Raw genomic sequence first — 17940 nt, forward strand, 5'->3', positions numbered from 1 at the left:
TGGTTTGGACAGAAAAAAAGAGCCAATCTCTTGACTCTTTGTAATGAATTTAGCGAAGATACAATCAGGCTGCCCTCAACTTAATGATGCCGCTGGCGTGCAGGAGCTTCACAATAGGGTAGGTGGGGTCAAACTCGTACCATTTGACTGCAAAATTGGGTCTGTTGGGCAATTTGTGGTGGTTGTTTTGGAACAGCTCACCCAGCATCAACACATCCAGCAACAAACTGTTTTTAGATTTGTCATTGTTGTCAAAATTGGCATAGCCGTATTTATGGCCACTCCAGTTGACGATGGCTCCATGGACAGGCCCCATCATCAAGTGGATAGGCAGTAGGAAATACATCCACCAATGGGTTCCAGCCAATTCAAACACAGATATGGATAAGACATAGATCAATATATAAAGTAATGCCCATCCAACCCTTGCGATCATAGAATCGGCAAATAGATCAAACTTGTTCCAATCTGGGACATCTTTTGAAAAACGCTCTTCCGGTTTCAACCTAAAACTGAAGTAGTCGTTGTATATATTCTTTGTCTTCCACATCATCGTAAACAAGTTCTCTGTATGGTGCGGGCTGTGGGGATCCTTTGGAGTGTCACTGTATGCATGGTGCATTCTGTGGAGAATGGCATATGCCCTTGGTGATAGGTAACTGCTTCCCTGTGTAATCCAAGTAAATATGTAGAAGAATTTTTCCCAATATTTAGACATGAAAAACATTTGATGTGCTGCATATCTGTGAAGAAAGAAGCTTTGGCAAAATAGGGAGAAGTACCAATGCAATAAGAAGAATACTATTAAAATCACTTTTATTTTATTGTTTTGAATGTGGATGTAAAGATACAGGCTAATTTTTTACAATAATATTTAGATAGAATATTTTTATTCAATTAACTCTCAAAATCAAATTTATAGTATATTAGAGCAGTTTAAAACCAAAATAAAAATTATGAGCAAAGCATCTGAAACTTGGGGGATTCTTGTACAATTACTGTTGGGAGGTATTGCTGTGTTGATTACCAGCTATCTGCTTCCTGGTGTTTCGGTAGAGGATTTCCTTACAGGAATTGTCATAGCAGCCTTGATTGCCTTATTGAACATCACTGTAAAGCCGATTTTGGTAATCCTGACCATTCCTATTACTATTGTGACTTTGGGCTTGTTTTTGATCGTCATCAATGCACTCTTGATTCTATTGGCTGCCAAAATCGTCCCTGGGTTTAGTGTCGATGGGTTTTGGTGGGCCCTGCTGTTTGGCTTGATCCTAGGCCTGATCAATTCCCTGTTGGGGGTTTCTTTGGGAGGTAAAAATGTCTGAATTATTCCGAATATATATCAGGTAGGTTGTTGTCAGCCTTCCTGGTATATTTGATGAGTTCACCATTTTTATGTTTTAGATAATGTGTATCCATTGATTTTGGAATGCTTACTATCAGGATATAAAGGTTTTCATCAAGTTTTTCTTCGTCGAGATATTCTATTTCGTAAACTTCGGCGCTGAATATGACTTTTGGCTCGCAATATTCACTTGAGGCTTTCTCAATCATGAATAGCTCTTCTTCTGGATCTATGCCCTTGATTATTTTTTGGTCGTTGATACCAATAGCAATGATTCCACCCTTGGTGTTTGCAAATGCAACCAGTGTCTTTGCAATCTTATAGCTATCGGATATATTGAGTTTATAGTCCAACTCTTCATTTTCTTCATTGCTCAGAAGGGTTTTGACAAACTCTGGATTTTTTAAGGGAAAAAACATTTTTTTTTAAATTAAATAGTTGTATTTTAATTACTTAAATTTATATTGAAAGACGATGTAAACAAAACGTTTTCAAATTACCCTTTTACGTCGTAAGTTGTCCATACTAAATTAAGATTTTTGAAAAATATGAGTTATCAAAACGAAGGATTCGATCCACAAATTATAGAAGCACTCAAAAGAGAGCTGAAATCTTCAAACAAATCATTCAAGATGATTGAGGGTGATGAAGAGAATACAGATGATTTTGTGAATTTCCTTTTTGTAGGAATGTTTGAGGGCAAAGAAGTGATCTATGACGCAGCTCTTTATACCTTAAGACTTCATCATTCTTCTGAAGTGTTTGAGCTTGCAGAACATGAAGCCGCCAAGAAATTCCCGAATTTCAAAGGGATCAAATATGAAGAAGATGAAAATGGAAACTTAATTCCCCTGACTAGCGAAGAAGAAGAGATTGGATGGTTTATTACTGAAATCATCATGGATATGGAAGAAGAGGAAACCGTGAAAGTCCAGGAATTTATCGATTTGGATACACACCACGACTATGGTATCGGTCTAGATGCAGCATTGAATGTTGAATCGATTGATGAATCGGTTATAGAAAAATTCATCAGGGAATTCAATGACGACAGTATCAGATTGGATGATACGCACTATTCCTTCCAGACAGCTGAAGAAGAAGATTACGAGGAAGATTGATTCAGTTTCATTTTCAACAAAAATTCAAATCGCTTGTTATATGACAAGCGTTTTTTGTTATGCTAAAGATTGCCTATTCACCGCTTTATTCCCACCCATTGCCTTCAGGACATAGATTTCCCATGGAAAAATATGAGCTGTTGCCAGAGCAGTTGCTCTACGAAGGTACCGTCTCGATGGAGAACTTTTTTGAGCCAGGTCTATTGGATGAAAAATGGATTGTCAATACCCACGAACCAACATATTTCAATAAACTAACCAGCCAAACACTCAGCAAATCAGAGATACGGAAAACAGGATTTCCACTGAGTGAAGCTTTGGTGCAAAGGGAAATCCATATCATGCATGGCTCTGTACAGGCGGCGTTATTTGCGTTGGAGTTTGGAATAGCCATGAATATTGCCGGAGGCACCCATCATGCCTTCACGGATAGGGGGGAGGGATTTTGTTTGCTGAATGACATTGCCATCGCAGCCAACTACCTCTTGGAAAATCGGTTGTCGAAAAAAGTGTTGGTTGTGGATTTGGACGTACATCAAGGGAATGGAACTGCAGAAATATTTAAGAATAATGATGACGTTTTCACGTTTAGTATGCACGGTGCTTCCAATTACCCCATGAACAAAGAAAAATCAGATTTGGATATTGCCTTGCCTGATAAGATCGGTGACTCGGACTATCTTAGGTTACTGGTAGACAATCTCTATCCTTTGCTTGATAATCTCCAGCCGGACTTTATAGTGTTCCAATGTGGGGTAGATGTTTTGGAAACTGATAAGTTGGGAAGGTTGGGGTTGTCTGTATTGGGATGCAAAGAACGGGATAGGATTGTGATAGAGTTGGCTAAAAGGAACAATATCCCAATCATGTGCTGTATGGGAGGGGGATATTCCCCAAAAATCAGCGATATCATCGAAGCACATGCCAATACATATAGAATAGCACAGGAAGTATATTTTTAGCATGAAAAAAGTAGAATATAAGTGGATACATAAAATCATCGGAGGTATTCTATTGGTCAGTTTTGCCTTTTGTCTATTTGAAGACAGTAATTATTTGCAAACACAAAATCCTAATAACAAGAACTGGACTCTATTATATTTGTTGGCTACTTTCATATTGTTCCTCGGATTTTACTTTTTGATCATCGGGCCAAACAATCATAAAAAGAATAAATCCAAATGAATTATCTCAAGTGATAACTCCAATATATGTATATCCACTTTCATACCAGTAAGCATATTTATTTCCTTACTGGCAAAGTAGCGGATAATCACATTAATATTTAACTCAAATTAACAAATCAACAATGGATAATAATTTGAACCAACAATACTTTGTTTATATTTGCGCCAAGTACAAATAATAAGCAAACAAACGTGAAAAAATTATCAAAAGTATTGGGCCTCCTAGGATTTGCAACAATTGTTTTTTCTTCTTGCAATAATTCAAGCTCCCCCTCAGAAAAAAGTTCTGAATCAGAACAAAGCTCAGAAGTAAGTATTTCAGATCTAAAAATCGCCTATATACTTACCGATAGCGTTATTGCCAATTATGATTTCTTCAAAGAACAATCAGGGCAGATTACTGAAAAGGGCAAAAAATTCGAAACGGAATTGGGTAGCAGAGCTAGGGGATTTGAACAGGAAGTTTCAAATTTTGAACAGACTGCAGGTTCCATGACACCAAACCAAGCTAGGGCTAAGCAGGAAGATTTGATGAAGAAAGAAAGAAACCTTGTGACTTACAGAGATAATCTGATGCAGGAACTACAGACTGACGAATCAAAACTTTATAGTGATGTAATAGATCAGATCCAAGAGTATTTGACAGAATATGCTGAAGCCAATGACCTTGAAATGATCCTTTCCTACACAAGGGGAGGGGCAGTTTGGTACTCCAAAAAATCTTTGGACATTACAGATAAAGTTACAGCCGGATTGAATGCGAAATTTTCAACAAAGAAGACCGAACCGGTGACTCCTGAAAAGTAAATTGTATAAAGTAGAGTATGTCAATCAATACGCTAATAAAAAGGCTACCAAAACATTTGGTAGCCTTTTTTTGTGTCGTTTAAATTGATAATTTTATAACCGCAAATCAACAAATACAAATTCATGAAGATTACTGAATTTTTAAAACATAACTATAGACATTTCAATGCTGCGGCATTAATCGATGCTGCCGAAGGGTATAAGGCCCACCTTGATAACAACGGGAAAATGATGGTTACTTTGGCAGGTGCTATGTCCACTGCCGAGTTGGGGATTTCACTTGCCGAAATGATTCGTCAAGATAAAGTTCAGATCATCACTTGTACAGGAGCCAATCTGGAAGAAGATGTTTTCAACCTTGTTGCCCATGACTACTATGAAAGGATTCCAAACTATAGGGATCTTTCTCCAGAACAGGAAAATGATCTTTTGGAGCGTCATATGAATAGGGTGACTGACACATGTATTCCAGAGATGGAAGCCATGAGAAGGATTGAAGACGTGATCTTGGAGGAATGGGTAAAGGCTGATCAAGCTGGTGAAGCTTTCTTCCCCCATGAATTTTTCTACAAAATTCTTCTTTCCGGTAAACTTGATAAATCTTTCCAGATAGATCCCAAAAACAGCTGGTTGCTTGAAGCAGCCAAGAAGAACCTCCCTATCATCGTACCGGGATGGGAAGACTCAACTTTGGGCAACATGTATGCTGGACACGTAATATCAGGTGATATCAAGGATGTCCATACTGTAAAAGGAGGAATCCAATACATGATGTATTTGGCAGATTGGTATACCAACAATGCAAAAGAAGACAGCACGGTAGGTTTTTTCCAAATCGGTGGTGGCATTGCCGGTGATTTTCCTATTTGTGTAGTGCCAATGCTGCACCAAGATTTGCAAAGAGATAGTATTCCATTATGGGGGTATTTTTGTCAAATATCAGATTCCACGACTTCTTATGGCTCTTATTCGGGAGCTGTTCCAAATGAAAAAATCACGTGGGGCAAACTGGGGATCAATACACCTAAATATATTATAGAATCTGATGCAACTATAGTCGCACCATTGGTGTTTGCGATAGTTTTGGATCAATAATTGATAAGATTCAATTATGATGAAAATTGAATTGAAGACTAATATAAAAAAGGCAAGCGGGATATTTCTGCTTGCTTTTTCATTATCCACTATTGGTAATGCACAGAGTATTTCTTCCCTGAAAAATCTCAATTCCCCTTATGATGAGCAGCATCCTGTCATTTCTCCGACAGAAGAGATATTCTTTTCAGTAGGCTATCACCCCGATAATATTGGTGGTGAAACAGATTTTGGTGATATATGGATGACAAAAAAATCAGACAATGGTGATTGGAGTAAGCCTTCCCATATCAAAAGTTTATCAACAGATGGGAACGACGTAGTCGTAGGTTTTCCAGATGCCCTGACGGTTTATGTATACCATAGCGGCAGTGGAAATGGACTGAAGCAGGGGATCCATCAGTACGCAAGATTTGGTTCAGAATGGAATTATGTGAGACCTCTGGAAATGGGGAATTTCAGAAACCAAGGGACGCATTTTAGTGGAAGACTCAGCCAGGATCGTTCAGTGATCATTATGTCGATGAAGTCTTTTGGGTCCTATGGGAATGAAGATATTTATGTCTCTCGGCAGATTCGGGAGGGAAATTGGACTTCTCCCCAAAATTTAGGTGCAGACATCAATACTTTTTCGCAAGAATTGACACCTTCATTATCCAAAGATTTAAAAACTTTGTATTTTTCCACCAATTCAAATACGTCCAACAGTGGGCGGAATGTCTACTCTTCGACAAGATTGAACGACTCTTGGGAAAGTTGGTCAAAGCCAAGGGCTATCGAGAAAGTGAATTCTTCAGGTGCAGAACTCAGTTATGTGGTCCATGAGGATTTGGATAACTTGGCTTTATATACCTCAACCCAAAATTCAGAAGGTTTTGGAGATTTGATGATGGTAATGCATCAAATAGAAGATGAAGTACCTGTTGAAGAAACACTTGCAATTCAGAATTCGAATGAGGAAATTGAGGAAAGGATTGAAGTTGAAGTTAAGAACGAAAATGAAGTTGCTGAGTCGCAGGTTGAAAATATAGAAAGTACGAATGAAGCCACAGTTACTTCAAGTATAAGTGAAGCATCGATTGAAGTTATAGAGACAAGCATTGATTCTGCAATGACTTACGTTGAAAAAACAAAGCCAATTTTGGATTATAAGGTTTTGGATGCAAATACCAATAAGCCTATTCCTTACTTGATCACGTATACAAATAGACAGGGGATCAAAAAAACTGCGGGAAGCTTTTCGATGATCGAGTCCGCACTTGAAGAAAATTCATTGGATAGGTTTGCCATTACTTCAAATGGCTATATTCCCAGAGATTTCTCTGCTGAGGATTGGAAGAATTCCGAAACAGAAGTGATAACCATGATGCCTGTCAAAGCAGGAGCAAGTATGGTGTTGAACAATATCCAGTTCAACAGAGGTACTTCCGATTTTGCCGATTCCAGATCCATACAGCTTTTGGATGATTTGGTCGACTTTATGAAAACAAACCCAAGTCTCAGAATCCGGTTAGACGGGCATACAGATAATGTTGGGGATCCACAGCTGAATAAGGAATTGTCCATGAATCGGGCGTCCAAGATCAGGGGGTATTTGACTTTGAAGGGGATTGATTTTGAAAGGATAAGGATTGCTGGTTGGGGAGGTTCAAAACCTATAGCCGATACTTCCACGGAAGAAGGACGAGCTTTGAATAGGAGGGTAGAGTTGGTGATTGAGAGATTGAAATAACCAGAATAGATATGTTTGAATTGAATCCGGATAAGCATTATCCAAAAGAAACAGAGAGCAGGGTAGTCGTTCGCTTCCAAGATTGTGACCCACTACGGCATTTGAACAATGCGAAGTATTTCGATTATTTCTTTAATGCAAGGGAAGATCAAGTCCCTAAATTATATGGAGTGGAAATGATCGACTTTATCCAGAAATACAAAGCTGCTTGGGTGGTGTACAACCACAACATAGCTTATGTAAAACCGGCAAAAGTCGGTGAGTGGGTACGAATCATGAGTCGTCTGCTTTGGCACAACCATAATACAGTGGTAGTGGAGTATTACATGACTGATGATAGCAAAAAGGAATTGAAAACCCTTTTATGGACTACCATGCGGTATGTGACTATCAAAGAGGGGATCTCTACCAATCATACTGGTGCGGTGGAAGATTTTCTAAAAGCGACTTCGGAGAATCTTGATATTTCAAGCATGACCATTGCCGATAGGGTAAAGTTTTTGAAATACAATCTCAAACAAATATAATTTCTTCACAAAATTGTTCGATTTAAATCATAACCTGTACGCTCGTGTACAGGTTTTTTTTGCTTTTGGCATTGGCAAACACCGGTTAATTTTTTCTGAATTTTTTTTTGGGATTATTTTTTGGAATGGTGCAACCTTGATGGATTTCAAAAACAATGGTTTTGAGTAAAAATATGTTCGTTTTCAATACAGTCGGACATGGATTTGACTGGTATTGATACAGTTTTCTTTGAGTTTGTAACTTATTTAATATTAAGGGAATATGATGTGATTTTTATCTTTTTCACAATCTGGTTTTGACTGGAAATATTGGTACAGATCATGGATAATACCCGACAGATATCAAACAAAACAAAAAAAACATATATATCATGAAAACTCTATTAACATTCGCATTGGCACTTAGCTTAGGAGCAAGCACTTTTGCAAAAGAAGGAACTACAAATGTCAAAGGATCTTCACATGTGAAAACGCATGAGAAGACAATAAAAGTCACCTTAGGGGAAGACCTTGGAAAAGTAAGGATGACGATCACAGATGAAAACGGCAAAAAGCTACATCAACGTATGATGATGGTAAAATCCAATGTGACCATTCCTTTCAACCTATCTGAATTGCCAGCAGGACAATATAATATTGAAGTGGCTAGTTTTGAGAAAAAAGATATGGTGGGTGTTGCAAATTACAAGGTGGAAACCAAAGAGCCAGCAACTCAAATCCAATATCCATTAATGGCTTCCGGTAAAATCGTTGAGGACAACAGAGTAAGGTTGTCAGTCTTTGGTCTGGAAAAGCCTGGGGTTAAAATTTTGATAAAGGACGAGTATGGCAAAGTTCTACACAAAGAAACAATCAATGAAGAAGCAGGCTTTATCAAGTACTACAATTTCAAAAATATTGATCCCCAAGGAAAAACTTTAGAGCTTGAGGACGTCAAAGGCAGACAGAAGACTATACAACTGTAAACAAATTGAATAATCGGTAAATCCAAAGTCTCAGCGAAAACTGGGACTTTTTTTATGTCAAAAATTACACTAGCGGTGGTTTGAAGATGGAAAAAATCAACATTTTTGATAAATGAAAAAAGCTTCTGGAGAAGTTCAAAAGTAAAATATCTAAACCGAAAAACATGAAATTATATTACCGATTTTCATTGGTGCTTTTTGTTGCCGTATTGTTTTCTTCCATTGTCCATGCCCAGGAGGAGATAGATCTTGAAGTGATGTACAAGATTAAAACAGAAGGGACACGAAATTCCCAAATACAAGATTTAGCTTTTCATTTGACAGATTTGATGGGGCCAAGACTTTCCGGATCCACGAATCTCAGAAGAGCAAGGCAATGGACTGCCGATAAATTTACCGAATGGGGCTTACAAAATGTAAAAATTGACTCGTATGGTGAATTTGGTAGGGGCTGGGATGTGAAAAAATCATACATCGCCATGAAAGATCCTTATTATGCTCCATTGATCGGTTACCCCAAAGCTTGGACAGAGGGTACAAACGGTCTTGTAAGCACTGAAATCATCCTGTTGGACATCCAGTCAGAATCCGATTTGGAAAAGTATAAAGGTAAACTCAATGGTAAAGCCATCATGATACCGACTACTTTGTCTACTGCTCCTGCGTTCGAGCCTGAGGCTAGAAGGTTGACTGATGAGGATTTGGAAAACAGGAAAGTTGTCTCTATCAACCCTAGTTCAGGAGGAAGGTACTCACCTGCACAGCTTCAGCAAATGAGGGAACAAAGGGAGTTGGACCAAAAAATAAATGAGTTCTTATTGAATGAAGGAATTGCTTTGCGGTTGTCTGGTACAAGGGGGAATTTCGGTACAGTATTTCATACCAGGGCAGGTTCGTACAGCATTGACAAGAACAAAACCCTTCCAGAAATGGAAATTGCCTTGGAGCACTTTGGAAGAATTGAGAGGTTGATCAAGAATGGGCAGACTGTAAATATCGATGCTGAGATTGAAGTAGAATGGCTGGATGATGACTACAAAGGATACAATGTATTGGCAGAAATCCCCGGAACGGACAAAACCCTAAAGCCAGAGCTCGTGATGCTTGGTGCCCATTTGGATAGTTGGCATGCTGGAACTGGGGCGAATGACAATGCTGCGGGCGTTGTTGTGATGATGGAGGCGATCAGGATTCTCAAAACACTGGGAATCCAACCAAAGAGGACAATCAGAATTGCCCTTTGGGGGGAAGAGGAGCAAGGTCTATTTGGTTCTAGAGGCTATGTTCAAAAGTATGTAGCCGATAGGCAGACACAAGACAAAAAAGGAGAGTGGGATAAAATTTCGGCATATTACAATGTTGATAACGGATCAGGAAAAATCAGGGGAATCTATCTGGAAGGAAATGACCAGTTGGTACCGGTATTTGAAAAATGGTTTGAGCCATTCCACGAAATGGGTGCCAAAACGATCACCAGAAGAAATACTGGATCTACAGATCACGTTGCATTTGATGCTGTGGGTGTTCCAGGTTTCCAGTTTATCCAAGATCCGATAGATTATGGAAGAGGATATCACACGAACATGGATCTTTACGAAAGGATGCAGCAGGGAGATATGACCCAAGCAGCGATCATTGTTGCCGCGATGGTTTACAACACCGCCCAAAGAGATCAAAAACTCCCAAGAAAACCTTGGGGTAAATAGGAACTCAAAGAGTTGGACTTGGGGTAAGTGGCTAAAATCAATCAGTTATTCCAAAATGATGAAATTGTAAAAAAGCTCAGGGTGTTTTTCCTGAGCTTTTTTGATTGATGGCTATTTATACTTCTAAAATTCGACAAACATGCTTGTCCCCGGTGGAGATACAGCCCTAAACCCAAAGTTCAGCTGGCCGTTCTGGTTACGTATAAAGGTGATAGATTCTGGGTCAGTCCCGTCTATGTACTGGAGCAATACTTCAATCCCCCTTGGGGAAACATGATCCAACGGCAGTGCAGTAATGCCACCAGAAATCAATTTTCGCTCAATTAACCTCGTGTCTCCAGAATTCATGTCAGCCCACCAAATAGCCAGACCTGATTCATTATATCCTGAAGTAAAGCCTCTTTCTGATGCTTCTGTGTTGATGTTTTCCACAATAAGATATTCATCCGGAGATCGGTTGCTATAGAGGATCAGTGCAGCCTCAGTTTGGGCACTAGCCTGGATTCTATAGCATCTTCTTCCTTCAGGAATCCGTTGGTTGGCAGGAAGTAGGATTCGGGGTTTTACCCAGCCGATTTTCATCTTGTCATAGATAGTCATGTGGATATTTCTGAAATTGTCACTCATGATGTCAAATTGTCCCCCACGCCCTGTTCCCGAAAAATCCTGATACCTATCGGGCAATCCGAAGAATCCGTGCCCTAATTCATGCCAAATAAGTGGGTAGTTGTAGCTTATCATCCTAATATCCCTTTCTGGCTCATCTAGCCTTTTGCAATCCATGAATGTAAAACTACTGTTGATAGTATAAGGTTGTCCGTTATAGGTTATGTTCACTGAGCCAGGTCTATTTGCACCAAGATTTCCAGCTGGTATGATAAATCCGACCAATGCTTCATTAGGAGTTATTATCCTGTCCCCATTGAGATCCACACTAGCCCAATCTATAGTGGATGCTTGGCAAGCATCGCGATACATGTTGCTGTTGCGTGTCCAATCTCCACCTTGACCGTAAAACTCACGGTCATTTGCCAATGTTATCCAATCGCTGATGCCTGCATTGGTCAGACTAAATTGCCCCCAGGAATTTTCATAAAAATAATCCCTAACACTTCCCGTACCTGATCTGAAAAAGGCTGTTTCGATGATTTCCCTTGTCACGAATTCATTGGCAGGTAAATTTGGAAAAGCCGTAGGGATTAGAACTAATCTTCCGTTTCGATTATAATCTGGATGTTGGGTATGGATGACCCAAGTCTGTGGGGCAGGATTATAAATCCGGTTTTTCACTTCAGAGGATACATTGCTGTCATCCAAACTTAAAACAGATGCCCCAGAAGTACAATAGTTGTCATCAGGGCCTACTTGGTCAGGTAGATCGCATGAATACAGCAATAAGTACATAGCCATTAATGCGATGCTTTTTTTGTTGTTTGCTTCCATAGTTAAAGAGAATTTAGATTAATTAAAGAATTGGTTTTTGATCAAAAGCTTGTTGCAACAAACTTTTTTTCCTGTTATTTTGGAATTAAAATCTGCCAGTTATTTACTTTTCCCATACTTTTTTAGGTATGGAGAATGTCCTAATATAATGTGATATTGGGATTGCATTGGATCCTTTGGGATGGATATCGAATATATGTGATAGAAAACAATGATGATTTAACCCTGAGTGAATAGACAGTGTCTGTTGGATTTTTTTTATATTTAAGATTCACTATTTGAATTGGTAAATGATCAGGAAGATCAGGGCATTTTTGGGGCAACCACATCCTGATTATCAGTATTTCAGGATATATTTCCGTACTATTACAGGGATTAGCATAATCGTATTTCTGATATTGCTGATCTTAAGACCGTTCGATATTGGCCATAGAAATATCCAGAACAGTGCAGGACTTACGGCCTTGGTATATGCGGGAGGTGCATTCATTACTATGTTGGTTAGTTATGTCTGGATTTTGTTGTTTCCTGTTTTTTTTACAAGTAAGTATTGGACATTAGGAAAGGAGTTGATTTTTATAGTATATCAAATGTCTAGTATAGCCATGACAGTTTGGTTGATAAATCTTATCAGGGGAACGATGTATCCGGATGGTAATACATTTTTAAGGGCGTTAATAATTGTAGTCTCAATCGGGATATTGCCATATATTTTAATAACACTAATTCGACATAATTACCTGCTAAATCAAAATTTTCGGTCTGCAAAAGAGTTAAACTTGGGGTTGGGAGAAGGGGCGGCTTTACCAAATAAAAATGAAAATATTTTGGTTGTTTCCAAGCTTCTAGTTCCTGTCCACTTATCTGAGTTCTACTTTGCAGAATCCAAGGGCAACAACCTCCATGTTTTTGTTGTAAAAGATGGACAGCCCCTTGAGTATGTCATTCGTTGTACGATTTCTGAATTTGAAAATGACAACAGTTGCCATTCCCAAATATTCCGCTGCCATAGATCATTTATTATCAATCTAGACAAAGTAAAGCAAATCGAAGGGAATACAACGGGGTATAGACTATGGATGCATCAAAAGCTATCCGATGTACAGGTTTCTCGCTCTAATGTCTTTGATTTCAAGCAAAAAATCAACTTTCGGAACAATGAGAGTGGTTTGGCATGAGATGAACTTGTTGTAGTTTTTTAGAAAATAAACATTGACAAAGAATGAATTGTAGGGATTGTTTCAGTATTGATAAAATCTTTTTTTGATAGGGAGAGGTCGTTTGGGGTAAGGAAAAAGAGAATGACGGAATGCAACAGTCCCAAATACACGGCCGTATGAGGGGAATCATCTGGTTTTGTATTATATTTATCCGGAAATATCCCCTTTTAACATTACCATACCCAGAGAGTGGATATTTATAAGTAAACCCAAATAAAACATGAACGGAATACCAAGAACGATTTTTACGGAAGAGCACGAGATGTTTAGGCTGTCCGTTAGGGATTATATAGCCAAAGAAATCAGTCCAAAAAATGCTGAATGGGAGAAAAACAAGATGGTTTCAAGAGAATCATGGTCAGCTCTTGGCAATAATGGATTCTTATGTCTCCAAGCACCAGAGGAATTTGGTGGGATGGGGATCAATGATTTTAGGTACAATGCGCTTTTTATTGAGGAATTGGGCTTAAGTGGCTGCTCGGGACCGGCAATTGGCTATCCTTTGCACAGTGATATTGTACTTCCCTATATCCTTCATTATGGTACCGAAGCTGCCAAATCCAAGTATATTCCAAGCATGGTTTCAGGAGAAATGATCTCAGCGGTTGCAATGACAGAACCCGGTGCCGGAAGTGATCTTCAAAATATCAAAGCCACAGCAAAAGATATGGGCGATCATTATCTGGTCAATGGCTCAAAGACTTTTATCACCAATGGATACCTATGTGACTTGGTGGTAGTGGCAGCCAAAACAGACCCCAACCTTGGTGCAAAAGGCATCAGTCTTTTTATAGTGGACAACAAGATGGAAGGTTTCACCAAAGGTGTTCCATTTGAAAAAGTAGGGCTTCATGCCCAGGATACCTGCGAGCTCTTTTTCGAAGATGTAAAAGTACCAAAAGAGAACCTGCTAGGGAACGAAGGCGAAGGGTTTAAATACCTAATGACAGAATTGGCCCAAGAAAGACTCGTAGTAGCATTGGCGGCATTATCCCTTGCCGAAGGCACATTTCTTTCAACGGTGAATTATGTAAAGGAAAGGCCTGCATTTGGAAAGACTGTTTCCGACTTTCAGAATACCAGATTCAAGATAGCAGAGATGTCTGCGAAGTTGGAAATGGCAAGAATCTATTGTGACCAGTTGGTGGTGCTTCACAATGATAAACGGGTAGATTCGGCGATGTCTTCGGCAGCAAAATACAGCATGACAGAGTTGCAATGCGAAGTAGCCGACGAATGCGTACAGTTGCACGGTGGGTATGGGTATATGTGGGAATATCCTGTCGCAAGAGCGTATGCCGATGCACGGGTTCAGAGGATCTATGCAGGGACAAATGAAATCATGAAAGAGTTGATAGCCAGAAAAATCCTCAAGAAAGATTGATGTTCGTTTAGAATTTCAGATTGTAGATTTCAGATTGTAGATTTAAAACCTGAAAGCTACAATCTGAAATATTCTCTACTAAATGAGCTTTCTTTTTTTAAAAATCGATATTTCTTTTATATTTTACCGAATTAGAAGTTGAAATAAATCTTTAACCCAAAATATTTAGATATTCATGCAAGACTTTCCATGGTATAAATTTTATCCGCAGTCGGTAGACAAAAACATAGATGTGGAAGCGTATTCTTCTGTAGTCGATCTTTTTGAAGAAAGTGTCAAAAAATATGGTGATTCCGTCGCATATGAATGTATGGGCAAAACGCTTACGTTTAATGAAGTAGAGCAGTATTCAAAAATCTTTGCAGCCTATCTTCAGAATGGATTGAAAATGAAAAAAGGAGATAGGGTTGCCATCCAGATGCCAAACTGCCTCCAATATCCGGTTGCGATGTTCGGTGTATTGCGTGCAGGAATGGTGGTGGTCAATACAAATCCACTCTATACTTCCAGTGAGATGAAGCACCAATTCAATGACTCTGGTGCGGATGCAATAGTTATTTTAGCCAATTTTGCGGCTAACCTTGAGAAAATAAGAAATGATATTTCTGCCAAGCATGTCATTGTTACCGAACTTGGTGATATGCTGGGTGGGTTGAAAGGATGGATAGTCAATTTTGTGGTAAAACATATCAAGAATATGGTGCCTTCATACAATCTTCCTAAAGCAATAGGTTGGAAGAAAGCCATGTCTCTTGGAAACAACAGCGAATTCAAAAGGGAGAACATGTCACTTGGGGAGCCTGCTTACCTGCAATATACTGGAGGTACGACGGGTGTATCCAAAGGCGCTGAACTGACACATGGGAATATCGTTGCCAACATGCAACAGATTTCTGCCTGGATGAAACCAAAGCTGAAGGAAAAGGAAGAAGTGGTCATCACCGCCTTGCCGCTTTACCATATTTTTGCCTTGACGGTAAACTGCCTTGCCATGATGAAGATTGGTGCACATAATGTTTTGATTACCAACCCAAGGGATATGCCTGGTTTTATCAAAGAATTATCTAAACATAAGTTCACGGTATTCACTGGGGTAAACACACTGTTCAATGGCTTGCTGAACCAAGAGAATTTTCAGAAACTGGATTTTTCTTCCCTGAAGATCGCTGTTGGCGGTGGCATGGCTGTACAACAAGCGACTGCTGAAAAATGGAAAAAGGTAACCAATACACCTTTGGCAGAAGGGTATGGGTTGACAGAAACTTCCCCAGTAGCAACCTGTAATCCCATAGACGGAACAGAAAGGAACGGAACCATAGGTGTGCCACTTCCAATGACTGATATCAAAGTAATTGATGATGATGGGAACCAACTTTCTGTCGGCGAAAAGGGAGAGCTTTGTATCAAAGGACCCCAGGTAATGAAAGGGTATTGGAACAGGCCTGACGAGACTGAGAAGGTAATGGAAGGGGAATGGTTCAAAACAGGGGATATTGCTGTGATCGATTCGGATGGCTTTGTCAAAATAGTGGATAGGAAAAAAGAAATGATTTTGGTTTCCGGCTTTAATGTATATCCCAATGAAGTGGAAAACGTACTTGCATCCCATCCAAAAGTCCTTGAAGTAGGTGTGATAGGAATGCCTGACCCAAGGTCAACTGAGAAGGTGGTGGCTTATATAGTTCCTAAGGATAAGTCAGTTACTGAAGAGGAGCTGATCGCTTTCACCAAGGAGAATTTGACAAACTACAAAGTCCCTAAGGAAGTATATTTCTCTGACGAATTGCCAAAAACCAACGTTGGAAAGATTTTAAGAAGGAAAATCAAAGAAATGCATGAGAAAAAAGTAGGCTCTTAAATACTTCTATATTTTGGATTCACTCAGGAGATTCAATACCTTCGTACATTAATGAAAAACAAAATTAATCGATGGATTTAAACAAACTGGATCAAGACCTAACTGCAATCGTAGAAAAGAGAATTGCCTTGAGTAAGATTACCTACGCAGACGAACGCTACGATGATATTGAAGAAGAGCTACATGATCTTGAAGATGATTTTAATGAAGAATATGGAGACGAGTTGGAGTCTGAGTTAGAAAAAATATATGCCAAACTCAAATCTGACAATGATGTGTTGCTACCTTCTGCCTATTTGGCAAATGCATACACACCAATGTTGCCCGATGCTAGAGGTATTATCTCTTATGAAGTAAAAGGTGCCGAAGGTGTTCCGATTGAGTCAGAACAATTTGATAAACAGGATGTCAGGATAGTCCTGATACCCAATCCAACAAGATTTGTAATGCAGATCAATGGGCTGTCATTGAAAGATCTTTGGAGATCCAGATAAGTACATTGTATAGATAAAAAAACGCCTGAAATTCAATTTCAGGCGTTTTTACTTAAAATCCCAATTTTTTCCTGATTCTGACCAATACGTCTTTGGCTACCAACCTGGCTTTTGCTTCACCCTCAGCTAGTTTCTGTTCCAGTTCAGCTTGGTTGTTCATAAAGTAGTCAAAAGTTTTTCTTTCTTCTGCATATTTTTCCAGGATCAAACTTAAAAACTCTTTTTTGGCATGTCCATAGCCAAAGTTTCCTTCCAGATATTTCTTGCGGAGTTCTTGGGTCTGTATTGGATCTGCGACCAGCGAGTACAGTTTGTAAACATTGCAGGTGTCAGGATCCTTTGGCTCTTCCAATGGTGTGCTATCAGTGACGATACTATTGATGTTTTTCTTCAATTCCTTTTCTGGAAGAAAGATGTCTATATAGTTGTTGTAAGATTTGCTCATCTTTTGCCCATCCGTTCCTGGTATGATCTTTACTGATTCACTGATGCGTGCCTCTGGCAGGATAAGGATATCCTCTTCTATCCGACGGTTGAAGGTAGAAGCAATGTCCCTGGAGATTTCCAAATGCTGCAATTGATCCTTACCGACCGGAACAAGATCAGCACTGTACAATAAAATATCCGCTGCCATCAATACAGGATAGGTAAACAAGCCTGCATTGACATCTGATAGCCTGTCAGACTTGTCTTTGAAACTATGCGCATTGGCCAGCATCGGGTAGGGGGTAAAGCAACTCAGATACCATGTCAATTCTGTTACTTCAGGAATCTGTGATTGGCGATAGAAAACCGTCTTGTTGATATCCAGACCGAATGCCAGCCAAGCTGCTGCTACTGCCAAAGTGTTTTTTCTCCTAAGTGGGCCATCTTTGATGGTCGTAAGAGAGTGCATGTCTGCTATAAAAATGAAAGACTCATTCTGGTCTTTCTTTGTTAATTCGATCGCAGGAACTATTGCTCCCAAGATATTTCCCAAATGGGGACGACCGGAACTTTGAATACCTGTTAATACTCTTGCCATTATTCAGAATTTTGACGCAAATTAATCAAATA

General features: G+C 39.3%; 17 protein-coding genes. 13 read left to right on the forward strand and 4 right to left on the reverse strand.

Features of this window, described 5'->3' with window-relative positions; all coding sequences use genetic code 11:
• Positions 1-64: 64 nt before the first annotated feature.
• A complete protein-coding gene (locus tag ACFSKL_RS14230) occupies positions 65-814 on the reverse strand; it encodes an acyl-CoA desaturase (protein WP_376886982.1) in 750 nt (249 codons plus the stop codon).
• A 142-nt stretch (positions 815-956) separates the two neighbouring features.
• Between ACFSKL_RS14230 and ACFSKL_RS14235 the strand changes: the two genes are divergently transcribed.
• The gene (locus ACFSKL_RS14235; protein ID WP_376886983.1) at positions 957-1325 is read left to right on the forward strand and encodes a phage holin family protein; all 369 of its coding nucleotides are present in this window, start codon (positions 957-959) and stop codon (positions 1323-1325) included.
• A gap of 1 nt (position 1326) precedes the next feature.
• Here the strand turns inward: ACFSKL_RS14235 and ACFSKL_RS14240 are convergent, their stop codons facing one another.
• The gene (locus tag ACFSKL_RS14240; RefSeq protein ID WP_376886984.1) at positions 1327-1764 is read right to left on the reverse strand and encodes an AlbA family DNA-binding domain-containing protein; all 438 of its coding nucleotides are present in this window, start codon (positions 1762-1764) and stop codon (positions 1327-1329) included.
• A gap of 129 nt (positions 1765-1893) precedes the next feature.
• Here ACFSKL_RS14240 and ACFSKL_RS14245 point away from each other — a divergent pair, with 129 nt between their 5' ends.
• The 8 genes from ACFSKL_RS14245 to ACFSKL_RS14280 all read left to right on the forward strand — a co-directional run bounded on the left by ACFSKL_RS14245 (position 1894) and on the right by ACFSKL_RS14280 (position 10485).
• Positions 1894-2466, forward strand: a complete 573-nt coding sequence (locus ACFSKL_RS14245) for a hypothetical protein (RefSeq protein WP_376886985.1) — start codon at positions 1894-1896, stop codon at positions 2464-2466.
• 59 nt (positions 2467-2525) lie between these two features.
• Positions 2526-3428, forward strand: a complete 903-nt coding sequence (locus ACFSKL_RS14250) for a histone deacetylase family protein (protein WP_376886986.1) — start codon at positions 2526-2528, stop codon at positions 3426-3428.
• Between the two features lie 417 nt (positions 3429-3845).
• A complete protein-coding gene (locus tag ACFSKL_RS14255) occupies positions 3846-4460 on the forward strand; it encodes an OmpH/Skp family outer membrane protein (RefSeq protein WP_376886987.1) in 615 nt (204 codons plus the stop codon).
• Between the two features lie 123 nt (positions 4461-4583).
• Positions 4584-5555 (forward strand): deoxyhypusine synthase family protein, encoded by a 972-nt coding sequence (locus ACFSKL_RS14260; protein ID WP_376886988.1) that lies wholly within the window; start codon positions 4584-4586, stop codon positions 5553-5555.
• A 16-nt stretch (positions 5556-5571) separates the two neighbouring features.
• Complete coding sequence (locus tag ACFSKL_RS14265; RefSeq protein ID WP_376886989.1) at positions 5572-7287, forward strand: OmpA family protein; 1716 nt, start codon at positions 5572-5574, stop codon at positions 7285-7287.
• Positions 7288-7298: 11 nt separating this feature from the next.
• The gene (locus tag ACFSKL_RS14270; RefSeq protein WP_376886990.1) at positions 7299-7814 is read left to right on the forward strand and encodes an acyl-CoA thioesterase; all 516 of its coding nucleotides are present in this window, start codon (positions 7299-7301) and stop codon (positions 7812-7814) included.
• A 371-nt stretch (positions 7815-8185) separates the two neighbouring features.
• Positions 8186-8779, forward strand: coding sequence for a DUF3244 domain-containing protein (locus ACFSKL_RS14275; RefSeq protein ID WP_376886991.1), 594 nt, complete (start codon positions 8186-8188; stop codon positions 8777-8779).
• 164 nt (positions 8780-8943) lie between these two features.
• Positions 8944-10485, forward strand: coding sequence for a M20/M25/M40 family metallo-hydrolase (locus tag ACFSKL_RS14280; protein WP_376886992.1), 1542 nt, complete (start codon positions 8944-8946; stop codon positions 10483-10485).
• Positions 10486-10608: 123 nt separating this feature from the next.
• Here ACFSKL_RS14280 and ACFSKL_RS14285 read toward each other — a convergent pair whose 3' ends face one another.
• Complete coding sequence (locus ACFSKL_RS14285; RefSeq protein WP_376886993.1) at positions 10609-11928, reverse strand: hypothetical protein; 1320 nt, start codon at positions 11926-11928, stop codon at positions 10609-10611.
• A 290-nt stretch (positions 11929-12218) separates the two neighbouring features.
• On the opposite strand from ACFSKL_RS14285, the gene ACFSKL_RS14290 reads away from it, so the two are divergent.
• The 4 genes from ACFSKL_RS14290 (at position 12219) to ACFSKL_RS14305 (ending at position 16884) form a co-directional block, all read left to right on the forward strand.
• Entirely contained in the window at positions 12219-13106 is an 888-nt protein-coding gene (locus ACFSKL_RS14290) for a LytTR family DNA-binding domain-containing protein (RefSeq protein ID WP_376886994.1), read from the forward strand.
• A 262-nt stretch (positions 13107-13368) separates the two neighbouring features.
• Complete coding sequence (locus tag ACFSKL_RS14295; RefSeq protein WP_376886995.1) at positions 13369-14532, forward strand: acyl-CoA dehydrogenase family protein; 1164 nt, start codon at positions 13369-13371, stop codon at positions 14530-14532.
• A 175-nt stretch (positions 14533-14707) separates the two neighbouring features.
• Positions 14708-16390, forward strand: a complete 1683-nt coding sequence (locus ACFSKL_RS14300) for an AMP-binding protein (protein ID WP_376886996.1) — start codon at positions 14708-14710, stop codon at positions 16388-16390.
• Positions 16391-16461: 71 nt separating this feature from the next.
• Positions 16462-16884 carry a hypothetical protein gene (locus ACFSKL_RS14305; protein ID WP_376886997.1) on the forward strand — a complete coding sequence of 141 codons (423 nt, stop codon included), beginning with the start codon at positions 16462-16464 and terminating at the stop codon, positions 16882-16884.
• 52 nt (positions 16885-16936) lie between these two features.
• Here ACFSKL_RS14305 and trpS read toward each other — a convergent pair whose 3' ends face one another.
• Complete coding sequence (gene trpS / locus ACFSKL_RS14310; RefSeq protein ID WP_376886998.1) at positions 16937-17908, reverse strand: tryptophan--tRNA ligase; 972 nt, start codon at positions 17906-17908, stop codon at positions 16937-16939.
• Positions 17909-17940 lie beyond the last annotated feature (32 nt).

It is taken from the genome of Belliella marina, from assembly GCF_042682445.1.
GTDB lineage: Bacteria > Bacteroidota > Bacteroidia > Cytophagales > Cyclobacteriaceae > Belliella > Belliella marina.